General features: G+C 64.1%; 11 protein-coding genes. 5 read left to right on the top strand and 6 right to left on the bottom strand.

Translation table 11 applies throughout. From position 1 onward, the window contains the following. Positions 1-408 precede the first annotated feature (408 nt). From B5F33_RS09345 to rnd, 6 genes are all read right to left on the bottom strand, one after another. Positions 409-1,575: an acetate kinase gene (locus tag B5F33_RS09345; RefSeq protein ID WP_087411547.1), complete on the bottom strand. Its 1,167-nt coding sequence runs from the start codon at positions 1,573-1,575 to the stop codon at positions 409-411. 167 nt (positions 1,576-1,742) lie between these two features. After that, positions 1,743-2,075, bottom strand: a complete 333-nt coding sequence (locus B5F33_RS09350) for a histidine triad nucleotide-binding protein (RefSeq protein ID WP_087411548.1) — start codon at positions 2,073-2,075, stop codon at positions 1,743-1,745. 178 nt (positions 2,076-2,253) lie between these two features. Then, a complete protein-coding gene (gene xseB, locus B5F33_RS09355; protein WP_087411549.1) occupies positions 2,254-2,520 on the bottom strand; it encodes an exodeoxyribonuclease VII small subunit in 267 nt (88 codons plus the stop codon). A 101-nt stretch (positions 2,521-2,621) separates the two neighbouring features. Then, the gene (xseA, locus tag B5F33_RS09360; protein WP_087411550.1) at positions 2,622-4,082 is read right to left on the bottom strand and encodes an exodeoxyribonuclease VII large subunit; all 1,461 of its coding nucleotides are present in this window, start codon (positions 4,080-4,082) and stop codon (positions 2,622-2,624) included. A gap of 232 nt (positions 4,083-4,314) precedes the next feature. Continuing rightward, positions 4,315-5,016: a zinc metallopeptidase gene (locus B5F33_RS09365; RefSeq protein ID WP_087411551.1), complete on the bottom strand. Its 702-nt coding sequence runs from the start codon at positions 5,014-5,016 to the stop codon at positions 4,315-4,317. 163 nt (positions 5,017-5,179) lie between these two features. After that, positions 5,180-6,313, bottom strand: coding sequence for a ribonuclease D (gene rnd / locus B5F33_RS09370; protein WP_087411552.1), 1,134 nt, complete (start codon positions 6,311-6,313; stop codon positions 5,180-5,182). A gap of 118 nt (positions 6,314-6,431) precedes the next feature. Between rnd and B5F33_RS09375 the strand changes: the two genes are divergently transcribed. The 5 genes from B5F33_RS09375 to B5F33_RS09395 all read left to right on the top strand — a co-directional run bounded on the left by B5F33_RS09375 (position 6,432) and on the right by B5F33_RS09395 (position 11,943). Beyond that, on the top strand, positions 6,432-7,346 hold the full coding sequence (locus tag B5F33_RS09375; protein WP_087411553.1) for a diacylglycerol kinase family protein: 915 nt from the start codon (positions 6,432-6,434) through the stop codon (positions 7,344-7,346). 563 nt (positions 7,347-7,909) lie between these two features. Continuing rightward, positions 7,910-8,482, top strand: coding sequence for a hypothetical protein (locus B5F33_RS09380; protein WP_087411554.1), 573 nt, complete (start codon positions 7,910-7,912; stop codon positions 8,480-8,482). 223 nt (positions 8,483-8,705) lie between these two features. After that, positions 8,706-9,278, top strand: coding sequence for a tryptophan transporter (locus tag B5F33_RS09385; protein WP_087411555.1), 573 nt, complete (start codon positions 8,706-8,708; stop codon positions 9,276-9,278). Between the two features lie 102 nt (positions 9,279-9,380). After that, on the top strand, positions 9,381-11,204 hold the full coding sequence (locus B5F33_RS09390; RefSeq protein WP_087411556.1) for an energy-coupling factor transporter ATPase: 1,824 nt from the start codon (positions 9,381-9,383) through the stop codon (positions 11,202-11,204). Beyond that, positions 11,197-11,943, top strand: a complete 747-nt coding sequence (locus B5F33_RS09395; protein ID WP_087411557.1) for an energy-coupling factor transporter transmembrane component T — start codon at positions 11,197-11,199, stop codon at positions 11,941-11,943. Before B5F33_RS09390 ends, B5F33_RS09395 begins: the two co-directional genes overlap by 8 nt. The last annotated feature ends 120 nt before the right edge of the window (positions 11,944-12,063 follow it).

Genomic DNA, 12,063 nt, shown 5'->3' on the forward strand with positions numbered 1-12,063 from the left:
GAATCCTACACCTGCGGGGACGCGTCCGGAAGGCCGCCCGCAAGGGCGCGCCCCCGTCGCGCTAGGTGCGGAAACGCCCTGATCGCTCAAAGCGTTTCGCTGAGGTTGAAAATCAACCGGCAACCGTCTTTTTCGCCAAAGCTCAGTTTTGCTTCAGAATCGGGGCTGACTCCGGAACATACGTGAGCGTTGACGAAGCGTCAAGACATGGAGCAGAGCAGCAATGCGACGGCAGAAAATGCGCCCCATGCGAAAGCCTGTCGGTCAAGACCACGCATGCAGCAGGGCCGGCGAGCGACGTCATCGCCAGCCGGCCCTGCAACAATAATCCCTATGGTCAACGCGCCTTCACTGCGCGCAAGCGCGTCGGCACAGCCACAACGTGGCGCACCGCGCGCAGCCGAAGCCTTAACCCAGCAGCGCCTCGACGTCGAGAGCAATCATGAGCTCCTCGTTCGTGGGCACCACGAGCACCTTCACGCTGGAATCGGGCGTGGAGATGACGCGCGGGTCGTCGGAACGCACGTCGTTGAGCTCCGGATCGATCTTGATGCCCAGCCAACCCAGGCGCTCAACGATGGCGGCGCGGATCTCGCCGGAGTTCTCGCCGATGCCCGCGGTGAAGGCCATGGTGTCCATGCCCTCCATGGAGGCGGCCATCTCGGCGATGAGCTGAGAGGCACGATAGTTGAACATGTCGAGTGCCATCTGGCAGTTGGCGTCACCGTTGGCAGCACCCTCGCGCACGTCACGGGAGTCGCTCGACACACCGGAGACGGCAAGCAGGCCGGACTGCTTGTTCATCATGGTGTCGATGTCATCGATGGAGTAGCCGCCCACGCGATTGAGATAGAAGACGGTGGCGGGGTCCACGGTACCGCAGCGCGTGCCCATGATGAGGCCGTCGAGCGGGGTGAGGCCCATGGTGGTGTCCATGCACTTGCCGTCCTCGATGGCGCAGAGGCTGGCGCCGGAACCCAGGTGGCAGCTCACGAGCTTATGGGTCTCATGGTTGGTGAACTCGTCGACGGTGCGCCAAATGTAGCGGTGGCTCGTGCCGTGGGCGCCGTACTTGCGCACGTGATACTTGTCCACGACGTCACGCGGCAGGGCGTAGCGCCAGGCGCGCTCGGGCATGTTGTAGTGGAACGCGGTGTCCGGGACGATGACGTTGCCCAGCTCGGGGAACATGTCGCGGCAGATCTCGATAACGTCGGCCTCGGCGTAGTTGTGCAGCGGGGCAAGCGGAGCGACCTCGCGCACCCAGCCCAGGGTCTCGTCGGTGACGACCTTGGACTCGGGGAAGTACCAGCCGCCCTGCACCACGCGGTGGCCGATGCCCTCGATGGGCTTGTCGACGGCCTCCAGGATCTCGAAGACGTGCTTGACCGCGGTCTTGTGATCGGGCATGTCAACGTCGAGCTGCTTCTTCTCACCGTTAACCGTGTAGCCGATAAACGAGCCCTCGATACCGATGCGCTCGCAGTTGCCCTTGGCGAAGACCTCGCGAGTGTTGGTGTCAAGCAGCTGGAACTTCAGGCTCGAGCTGCCGGCGTTGATGACAAGAACGTTCATGGAACTCCCCCTCATAGGAAACATCGTTCCGCCCCCGAAGGCGGAAAGAACACACCCTCTTATGATACACGTACACAAGCCTGCCGGGGCGAGCACGCCCCCGAGCGGACGGGATGCATCCGCCTGCGCGCAGCGCTCAAACGCTTTGGCCGACGTCGGCGTGATGACTAGATAAGGCCCTCTCCCAGGTCCTTGCCTCCCAGCACGTGCATATGGAAGTGCATGACCGTCTGGCCGGCGGCGGCGCCGGTGTTGGCGATGACACGGAAGCCCTTGTCCAGCCCCTTGATCTTTGCCACCTCGCCGATCGCGTGCGTCATGGCCTCAAGGACGTCGCCGGGAACGCCGTCGATAATGTTCTCGTAATGCTCCTTGGGAATGACCAGCGTGTGGACCGGCGCCTGGGGATTCAGGTCGTCGAAGGCGACCACCTTGTCGTCTTCGTAGACGATGGTCGAGGGGATCTCGTGGTTGGCGATCTTGCAGAAAATGCAATCCATGGGGACTCCTTTCGCCTTGCCGCTCATAGCGCCCACCCTGGCGCGCCGCCACGCTTCTCTTCGTGGGCGCGGCGGCCTATGCCGGGGGCGAGCAGTGGCAAGCTCGCTTGCAATACTCATGAGTGTAGCGGCATCCGCACCGCCCGAGGCGCGCAAACCCGTGCCGGGACGCTCAGCGTTAAAAGCTCAGCTGGTCAGAGGTATCAGCAGCCTCGACAGGAACAAGGGTCTCCATACCGTCGACGTCGGCCAGCAGCACCGAGACCTTCTGCTCGGCATCAGCCAGACGCGTGCGCAGGCTCTTGAGCAGCTCGACGCCGCGCGTGTAGCTTGCAAGCGACTCTTCAAGCTCCATGTCGCCTGACTCAAGCGCGCGGATGATGCGCTCGAGCTCCTGAGACGCCTCTTTATAGGTAAGCTCGTCGACCGGTTTCACATCTGCCATGTTCTTCCCTTTCTATCTGAGAGGACAGGTCCTCCATCGGTATCAGTGGTTTCAGGCGCGCCCTCGATGCCGGCGGGCGCGCAGCGAGGCATGAACGAGTTCTATCCAGCAGACTCCTCGGCGGGACGGACGTCGTTAACCGTACCCGTCACCTCGCCGTCTGCCATGGCGACGCGGATGGTCGCCCCCGGCTTGAACGCAGCTGCACTCGTGGCCACCCCGGCGTCGCTGTAGGCGATGGAATAGCCGCGCGCAAGCACCTTGAGCGGCGAGAGTGCATCGAGCGAAGCGGCCTGCGAAGACAGCGCTGCTGCAGGGGCAGACAACAGGGCGCGTCCTTCATGCCCCAATCGAGACGCGGCAAGCTCCAGCGCATGGCGTTTTCCCGCAAAACCCGACGTGCTGGCCATGAGCTGAGGTACCAGCCGTGCCACGACCTCGGCGTGACGCGCCTGGTCGCGAACGATAACGCCCGCAAGCCGGTCGGTCGTCTGGTCGAGCTCGGCCGCTCGCCGGTCGACCACATAGGTCGGGTCCTGCAAGCAGGGCCGGCGCGCCGCCGCATCCAGCACCGCGCGCAGCTGGCCGAGCCTGCCGGTGGCAGCAGCCGCGACGCGCCGGGCAAACGTATCCACCTGGCTCGAGGCGCCGCGCACGATCGCCTGCGTCGCCGAACCGAGTCGGCGCTCGCGCGCCGCCAACAGCTCGGCGAGATCCGCCATGGCAGGCGCCACCGACTCCGCAGCCGCCGTAGGCGTAGAGCATCGACGGTCGCTCACCATGTCGCAGATAGAGGTATCCGGCTCGTGGCCGATGCCCGTAACCACGGGCACCGGGCAATCGGCAACCGCACGGGCAAGTGCCTCGTCGTTGAAGGTCATGAGGTCCTCGAAAGAGCCGCCGCCACGTACGAGCAGGATACAGTCGGGCGCGGGTTCGATCGCCGCCGCTCGGCGCAATCCCTCGATGAGCTCTGCCGGAGCACCCTCGCCCTGCACCTTCGCGCCCACGCAGACAAGTTCGACGAGCGGGTTGCGACGTCGCAGCGTGCGCTTGACGTCGTCGATCACAGCGCCGGAAAGCGACGTGACCACCGCGACGCGCGAGCAAAACGCCGGGATGCGACGCTTGCGGGACTCGTCCATAAGGCCTTCACGCCGCAGCTTCTCGGCAAGGGCCGCCACCTGCTGGCGCAGCAAGCCCTCCCCCGCCAGGGTAAACGACTTGGCAACAAAGCTCATACGGCCTGTAGGCTTATACAGATTGAAGTTGCCTGTGAACTGCACCTGCATGCCATCGCGCAGGTCGAAGGTACGCTTGCCGTACACGCCGCGCCAAACGATGCAGTCCACCGCCGCCGCGTCGTCCTTAATCTGGAAATAGCAGTGGCCGCTGCGTGCGTTAGGACCACGAAAACCGGTGACCTCGCCGATCACCGTAAGCAGCGGCAGCGCATCAAGCGCCCCTGCGGCCATCTCGACCGCCTGCGACACCGAAAGAGCGTCGCCTTTGGGCGCCGCCTCTGATGCAGGCGTCGTGCCGGTAAGATTCCAGGCGCCCATGCGCCCCCTCCTTTCATTGCCGTTCGAGACAAGCCTAGCCCGTCGTGCGGACACGCCCGCATGCGACGAGACCCCAAACATCACGCCGCAGCGAAACAACGCCCGGCAAGCAAGCAGCCGCCCCCCAAGCGCCGCGGCAACGGGACTCATGCCGGCGGGGCTCGCGCCGGCTCAGGCCGATCAGCCCCCGGCAGACCTCGCCCGGCGCGGCTCCCCTGCTTCGACCGACCACCTAGTCCCGGCGGTTCTGCGTGCGGCTCACCAGGTAGATAAGCTGCAAGATCGAGGTAAGAGCCGCCGCCACATACGTCAGCGCAGCGGCCACAAGCACCTTGCGGGCGCCTCGCACGTTGACCTCGCCCATGCCCGATTCTTCGATGTAGGCCACGGCGCGGCGGCTTGCATCGAACTCGACCGGCAGCGTGACCAGCTGGAAGATCACCGAGAACGCGAAGAGCGCAATCGCGAGCGTCTGCATGCCGGCAAGGTTCATGGCAACACCCAGAATAAACACAAGGATCCATACGTTCTGGGTGAAGTTGACCACCGGAACAAGGGCCTGGCGAAACTTCATGAAGGCATAGCCCTGCGCGCGCTGGACGGCATGTCCCGCCTCGTGACAGGCGACGGCCACGCTTGCAACCGACCCGCCCGACAGGTTGTCGCGCGAGAGATAGAGATTGTTGTCGCGCGGGTCGTAATGGTCGCTTAAGGTGCCAGGCGTGCTTTTGATGCCTACCTCGGAGCAGCCATTCGCATCCAGCATGCGGCGCGCGACCTCAGAGCCCGACCGGCCGTCGGAAGGGACGCGTAGCCAGGTCTTGTATGTGCGGTTGATGTATCCCTGGGTGGCCGCGCCCAAAAGCAGCGACACCATCACGAGCATCAGGTAGCTGATGTCGATTCCGTAGCCCAATCCGTAATACAGCGGCATGCGTATTCACTCCTTGAATCCGTACACGGCGTCACATGAACGCCGTTCACCACCTTGTACCCAGCCGAGCCGCGAAGCCATCAACTTCTGCAAACAACGGCGTCGAGCCCCAGGCCCTGTCCGCATGACGACGAAGACACCTGCCCATAAGGCAGCGAAGGTGCTAGAGCAGCTCCACGCGGCGATCTTTGACCGTGAGGCCCATGTTGCCCGAAAGCAGGTCGTCAAGCTGCGAGCCCACCAGCTCGAAGCGCCAGCCCTCGCGAAGGCGGCTGCGTTCAGGGTGGTCGACGTAGTCCACCAGGTCGTCGCGCGAAGCGATCATGGCCGTTGCAACGTCCGAGCGCTCGGAGATGAGACGGATGAGCGCATACATGAGGTCGCTTACGCTCTCGAGGTCGCTCGACGGGGCTTTGCGCGCATGCCCCACCTCGGGCAGATGGTCTGCCGGGCACTTCCTGCCGCGGGCAATCGCCGCGAGCGCGCCCTTCACGTCCGCCTCGGAGAGCTGCTCGGTTCCGCGGATGCTGCAGAAATCCGCCGCATCGCGCGGAGAGCGCTTCACCAGCGCCAGCAGCACCTCGTCGGACATGACCCACTTGCGGGGAATATTGCTGCGCTCGGCGCGCTCTTCACGCCAAGCGGCTAGCTCTCGCGCCACGGCAAGCTGCCGACGCGTGCAGGAGGTGATCCGCTTCACGCGCTTGTACATCTCCCGCGGCTCGACGATATAGTGCTCGCAGTTGGTGATGGGGGCCATCTCGTCGAGCACCCAGGACATGCGACCCCGCTCGGACAGGCGCTCGACCATGGCGTGGTAGGCGACGATGAGATAACGCACGTCGTCGAGCGCATAGTCGAGCTGCTTGGCCGAAAGGGGCCGGCGCGACCAGTCGGTGAGCGACTCGGTCTTGGCCAGCGTGACCCCGCAAAACGCATGCACGAGCCCGTTGTAGGAGATCTGCAGGCGCTCGCCCAAAAACGCCGCCGCCACCTGCGTGTCAAAAACCGGCGTCGGCAGGACGCCCAGCGCATGCAGCAGAACCTCGAGATCCTGCGTGCACGCGTGGAAGACCTTGACGACGTTCGCGTCGCCCATGAGATTCGCAAGCGCAGAAAGGTCGTCGATAACCAGCGGGTCGATGGCTACGCACTCCTCGGGCGTGGCCACCTGGACAAGGCACAGACGCGGATGATAGGTGCGCTCGCGCAAAAACTCGGTATCGACCGCGACCGCAGGAAATGCCCGCGCTCGTTCGCAGAACGCCTGAAGATCTTCAACTGTGGAAATATACATGCTCACCTGTCGCCTTGGTTGCACCGCCGGCTGCGGGGGTAGGATTACGTTCAACGTACTGTAACTATACGCTACGTTCGCCGAAACTATAGCAACCCCAGAAGAAGAACGGAACGCTATGCGCTGCCTGATCATCCACAACCCCGCATCCGGCCCGCGATCGGACGAAATCTACACCTTCGCACACACGCTGGCACAAGGCGGGGACGAGATCGTGATGCGCTTTATCGGCGACGGCATGGAGCCCGAAGACGCCACGGTAGACGCCACGGACTTCGACCGCGTGGTGGTCTCGGGCGGAGACGGCACCGTATCGAGCACGCTCGATTGCCTGCGCGACTGCGGCGTGCCGACGCTCATCTTCCCCTCCGGCACGGCGAACCTGTTCTTTTCCAACATCGGCAACGCTCCCGAGGCGGCTGCGCTCGCCAAAGCGTGCCGCGAGGGCCGCACCGCTAAGGTCGATATGGGAGAGCTGTACTGGAAAGACGAGAACGGCGAGATCCGCCGCCACGGCTTTATCATCATTGCCGGATCGGGCTTCGACGCCACCATCATGCAGAAGGCCGCGCCTTCAAAAGGCGATATCGGCGAAATCGCCTACGTGCTCTCCGCGCTCTCGACGCCCGAGCCGCAGGTGGCTCACTTCACCATCGAGCACGACGGCGTGGTGGACGAGCTCGACGGTATCTCGTGCATGGTGGCCAACACCGCGGTCATCCAAAACGACATCAATCTCTTTCCCGGCTGCCGCATGGACGACGCCCTGCTGGACATCGCCGTGGTGGAGCCGGCGCGCCTGGTCGACCTGCTGCCCACAGCCCTTGCCGGCGTCATCGATCCCGCCGGGAAGGGGCTGGGCCGCCCGAATTTCAAGATGTTCCAGGCCAGGGAAGCCAAAATCAGCTGCACGCCGTCGCTCGGCATGCAGTTTGACGGCGAGGTGATTCCCAACAACGCCGGCGTGTTTGGCGCGCGCGTGCTGCCCAAATGCCTGGATATCATCATCGACGAGTTCTCGAACCTGGCATAGGGCCAAACGGCGCGGTGCCGGCAGACGGCCCGGTTGCCATTCGCTGCCTCGGGGCCGCCCCGCGCGCCCGGCGCCACGCACTGCCTTGGGGCTGCCCCACGCGCCCGACGCCACTCGCCGCCCAGAGGCCGCCCACACCCCCGGCGCCGTCTGCCCCCTCAAGGTAACTCGACGCGCCCGGTCGCCGAAACATATCGGCAATCTTTTCCCTGAAGTATTGCGTCGGCACTTCGCTATGCTATAGTGCCCTCAACTACTCGAACCGGCCTTACGCCATACACTCGAAAGGAGTCACCAGCATGAAGAACGCACTTTGCACCGCTCGCATGAACTGGTGGTGGCGTGATGTGAATATGGTCGGTCGACGGTGAGATCCATCACGCCTATCTTTTGACAGGCTGTACGGGCCCCCGGGAGACCGGGGGCCTTTTTGTTATCCCCTCTCTTCCGCTCTCCGCTCCGACCAGATTCGCATCACGCGCCTCCGCTCGTCGCTTCGCGGCATTCCTCCACGTCACACACTTCGTCGGTACCGCCGGCTTCCCACAGAAAGGTTGATTACCATGTCCCAGCAGAACACCACCGCCCAGGCCCGCACCGTCTCCACCACCGACCGCGGCAAGCTCGACATCCGCGGCCTCGTCCTCCTTGCGATTCTCCTTGCCGCCGGCTTTATCCTCAACTTCACGGTCGGCCGCGCCATCAGTGGCCTCACCGGCGGTGCCATCAGCCCCGAGTTCATCATCTCGGCCTTCTGCCTCACCATCTTGGCCGTGCGTCCCAACCTGGGCCAGGCGCTCATCATCGGCCTCATCTCGGCAGCGGTGATTCAAATCACCACCACCTCGCCGTTCATCGACTTTGCGGCCGAGGGCATCGCCGCCATGGTGATGGCACTCATCGTCAAGGCCGGCATGGCCACCCCCGCCAAGAAGGTCATCCCGCTCATCGGCACCTTCGTGACCACGGCGCTCTCCGGCATCATCTTCATGCTCATCAAGATCGCGCTCGTGGGTGGCGCCGCCCAGCTCGCCGCCGCCATGCTCCCCGTGGTCTTTGCGACGGCCGTCTTTAACGCCATCCTCTGCCAGGCGCTCTACCTGCCTATCCGCAAGGCCCTCAAGCTCGCCGACTAGCACGCTTTCCGCCGGGGTTCGCCCCGGCGGTTTTCGTAAGGGCTGGGGCCACGCGCATCACCGCTCGCACGACTCGGAAAACGCAGCGGGAGCTATAGCCAAACACATGCGCCCGTAGCATTTATGCAGCGCGTGCACGCAGATACCGCCGACACCGTGGCCCCGCCCATCGGTAACAACAACCTACCTCACCTAACGCCCATGCCGAAGGGATTGATACCTCATGCCGCAACCGACCGCTCAGACCACCGCCCGCACCGTTACCACCGCCGCCCACGACAACGGACTCGTGAGCCTTCCCTCCCTCGTCCTTCTAGCCGTGCTGCTTGCCGCCGGCTTCATCCTCAACCTCACCGTGGGCACCGCGCTTGCCACCACAGGCATCCGGCCGCAGTTCGTCATCGCCGCCTACGCGCTGGCCATTCTGCTCACGCGCGCCACGGTGCCGCAGGCGCTCCTCTACGGCCTCATCACCGCCGCACTCATGCAGTTCACCACCTCCATCCCCGGGCTCAACCTCCTCACCGAGCCCGTGAGCGCCGTCATCATGGCACTCCTGGCCCGTCCCAATCTGCGTGTAGGCGGTCGCAACGTCACACCGCTCGTCTCGGCTTTTGTAACCACGCTCGTCTCGGGCGGGCTCTTTGCCGCCCTGGGCAACGTGGTCACCGGTGCCGCGCCGGCGCTCTTTATTGCAAAGCTCCCCACGGTCCTGGGCACCGCAGTGTTCTGTGCTATCGTGGTCCAGGTGCTGTATGTGCCGCTCAACCATGCGCTTAAGCGCACCCGCGGGTAACGCCGCACGACAACCACGCACGAACCGGTGCGGGCGTCTCGCTCAGCTTGGCGCCTGCACCGAATTTTGTCCCTTCATCCGTTCCACGAGACAGGCTTTTTCATGCAGGACATCATCGACATCGACCACGTATCCTTTGCATACGCCGAAGCCCCCGAGCGTTCGCTTAACGACATCACGCTCGGCATTGCCCCGGGCGAGTTCCTGGGCATCATCGGTCCCTCCGGCGCCGGCAAATCAACTCTCTGCTCGGCGCTTTCGGGCGCAATCCCCCACCACTATGCAGGGGAGTTTTTTGGCGCGGTGCGCGTAGACGGCCAGGACACCTGCGACGTCTCGCTCACCGACATCGCGCGCACCGTGGGCAGCGTGCTTCAGGACATCGACGCGCAGATGGTGGCCTCGGTGGTAGAGGACGAGATGCTCTTTGGCCTCGAGAACTTTGGCGTGCCGCATGACGAAATTCCCGGTCGCGTCTCGTGGGCACTCGAGACCGTGGGCATTGCCGACCTCGTCGATCGCGAGATCGCCACGCTTTCGGGCGGCCAGAAACAGAAGGTCGCCATCGCCGCCATTCTGGCCCTGCAGCCGCGCGTGCTCGTGCTCGACGAGCCCACCGCCGCGCTCGACCCTGAAAGCTCGCGCGCCGTCTTCGAGACGCTTCGTCGCATCAACCAAAGCGAGGGCATCACCGTGGTGGTCGTGGAGCAAAAGGTGGCGCTGCTCTCTGAGTACTGCGAGCGCGTAGCAGTGATGCACGAAGGACGCGTCGAGCTTGTCGGCACGCCCGCCCAGGTGTTTTCGCATACTGAGGAGCTGCGCCGGATCGGCGTCGACAGTCCGCGCACCGTGCGCGTGTCCAACAGCCTGGCCGCCGCGGGCCTGTGCCCCGCCACGCCCTGCCTCACCGTGAACGAAGCGGCAAGGCTTATCGAGGGATTGGTGACAGCACGCGGCGCCGACAGAGAGGTTTCTGAGAGCGCAGGCTCCACATCCGCGGCAACAACGCCTTCGACCGCTAGTGCTGCGTCCGCTGCCGCGGCCCCCGCAGAATCCGGTCGCTGCGCACCGGCTACCTCTCCCCGCAATGCCGCCGGTCAGGACCCCATAGTTACCTTTGACGACGTCACTTTCAGCTATCCGGGCGGCGGCGCCTCGGTGAACAACCTCACCTTCTCGCTCTATCCCGGCGAGACACTCGCCCTCATCGGCCAGAACGGAGCCGGCAAAACCACGGCCACCAAGCTGTTGAACGGCCTGCTCAAACCATCGTCCGGTCATGTGACGGTGGCCGGGCTCGACACGCGGACCGCGCGCACCAGCCAGATCGCGCGCCATGTAGCCACGCTCTTCCAAGATCCCGACCATCAAATCTGCAAGGACACCGTACTCGACGAGATCGCCTTTGGTCTTGAGCTTGCGGGCGTCTCTCCCGCTGAAGCGCGCGGCCGCGCCCGTGTGGCCGCGGAGCGCTTCGGCCTACCCCTTGACGAGCCGCCGTTCTCGCTCTCGCGTGGACAGCGCCAGATGGTCGCCCTTGCCTCGGTCATCGTGGTCGAGCCCGAGGTCATCGTGCTTGACGAGCCTACGAGCGGCCTCGACTACCGTGAATGCATGACGGTGATGGAAACGGTCTCCCAGATGGCCCAGCAGGGCACCGCGGTGCTCATGGTCTGCCACGACATGGAGGTCGTCTCTGACTTTGCCGACCGCGCCATGGTTATGGCAAACGGCCGCATCCAGGGCTCGGGCGCCACGCTCGACGTCTTCACCGACCCCGACCTCATGCGCGCCGCTTGCATCGCGCCGCCGCAGGTCATCGAACTCACCGAGCGCCTGGCGCGCACCGTCTCGCCTGCGCTCCACGGCGTAAGCGAGGTAGCCGATGTTGCCCGCATGGTAAAGGAGCTGGTCCAGCATGGTTAACGTGATTGATTACATCCCCGGGCGCACGCTCCTGCACCGCCTGAACCCGGTCACCAAGCTTGCCCTTGCCGCGAGCATCATCATCGCGACGTTTCTCGCCAATACCTTTGCGCTGCTCATCGCACTCTTGGCGCTCACCTTCTGCCTGGGCATCTATGTGCACGCCGCGGGGCGCCTGGCATCGCTGCTCAAGCTCTTGGTGCCCCTGGCGATTATCATGTTCGTGTTGCAAACAGTCTTTGTACACGAGGGACCGGTGCTCTGGGGCTTTATCACCGTGGGCGGCATGACCGCAGCGGCCAAGATGGCGTTGCGCCTTTTGGGCATCGCCCTGCCGCTTGTGCTCATGCTCATGGTGACCAAAATCACCGACCTGGCCAACGCCTGCGTCGAGGTTCTGCACGTGCCGTATAAGTACGCGTTCACCTTCACCACGGCGCTTCGCTTTGTGCCCGTGTTCAGCCAGGAGATGAACGCAATCACCGAAGCGCAGACAGCGCGTGGCGTGGAATACGACACCTCGAACCCCATCAAGAAGCTGCAGCTCATGCTGCCGCTTTGCATTCCTCTGCTCATCTCCTCGGTGGGAAAGACCGACGCGACGGCCCTTGCCGCCGAGCAGCGCGGCTTCTACCTGCGCACCCGCGCAAGCTCGTACAAGCGCTATCCGTTCCACGCCATCGACGTAGCAGCTTTCGTGCTTTGCGTGGTGCTTATCGTGGGCGGCATCTTGCTGTAAGAGTGTGTTGCTGCGGTCGGGGCGCTCACCGCACGCCCGTCCGCCGGAATTGCGTACCCCTTTCACACGTTGCGTGCACCCAGTTGAAATTGCGTACCCGTATAGTCCATTTTTCTCTAA

The sequence above is a fragment of the Collinsella sp. An2 genome (assembly GCF_002160065.1).
GTDB lineage: Bacteria > Actinomycetota > Coriobacteriia > Coriobacteriales > Coriobacteriaceae > Limicola.

What these genes read in the sequence shown, in the direction of transcription:
- B5F33_RS09390 (WP_087411556.1), top strand. Translation starts at nt 9,381, where the DNA reads ATGCAGGACATCATCGACATCGACCACGTATCCTTTGCATACGCCGAA.
- rnd (WP_087411552.1), bottom strand. Translation starts at nt 6,313, where the DNA reads ATGTATATTTCCACAGTTGAAGATCTTCAGGCGTTCTGCGAACGAGCG.
- B5F33_RS09395 (WP_087411557.1), top strand. Translation starts at nt 11,197, where the DNA reads ATGGTTAACGTGATTGATTACATCCCCGGGCGCACGCTCCTGCACCGC.
- B5F33_RS09345 (WP_087411547.1), bottom strand. Translation starts at nt 1,575, where the DNA reads ATGAACGTTCTTGTCATCAACGCCGGCAGCTCGAGCCTGAAGTTCCAG.
- B5F33_RS09385 (WP_087411555.1), top strand. Translation starts at nt 8,706, where the DNA reads ATGCCGCAACCGACCGCTCAGACCACCGCCCGCACCGTTACCACCGCC.
- B5F33_RS09380 (WP_087411554.1), top strand. Translation starts at nt 7,910, where the DNA reads ATGTCCCAGCAGAACACCACCGCCCAGGCCCGCACCGTCTCCACCACC.
- B5F33_RS09350 (WP_087411548.1), bottom strand. Translation starts at nt 2,075, where the DNA reads ATGGATTGCATTTTCTGCAAGATCGCCAACCACGAGATCCCCTCGACC.
- B5F33_RS09375 (WP_087411553.1), top strand. Translation starts at nt 6,432, where the DNA reads ATGCGCTGCCTGATCATCCACAACCCCGCATCCGGCCCGCGATCGGAC.
- xseB (WP_087411549.1), bottom strand. Translation starts at nt 2,520, where the DNA reads ATGGCAGATGTGAAACCGGTCGACGAGCTTACCTATAAAGAGGCGTCT.
- B5F33_RS09365 (WP_087411551.1), bottom strand. Translation starts at nt 5,016, where the DNA reads ATGCCGCTGTATTACGGATTGGGCTACGGAATCGACATCAGCTACCTG.
- xseA (WP_087411550.1), bottom strand. Translation starts at nt 4,082, where the DNA reads ATGGGCGCCTGGAATCTTACCGGCACGACGCCTGCATCAGAGGCGGCG.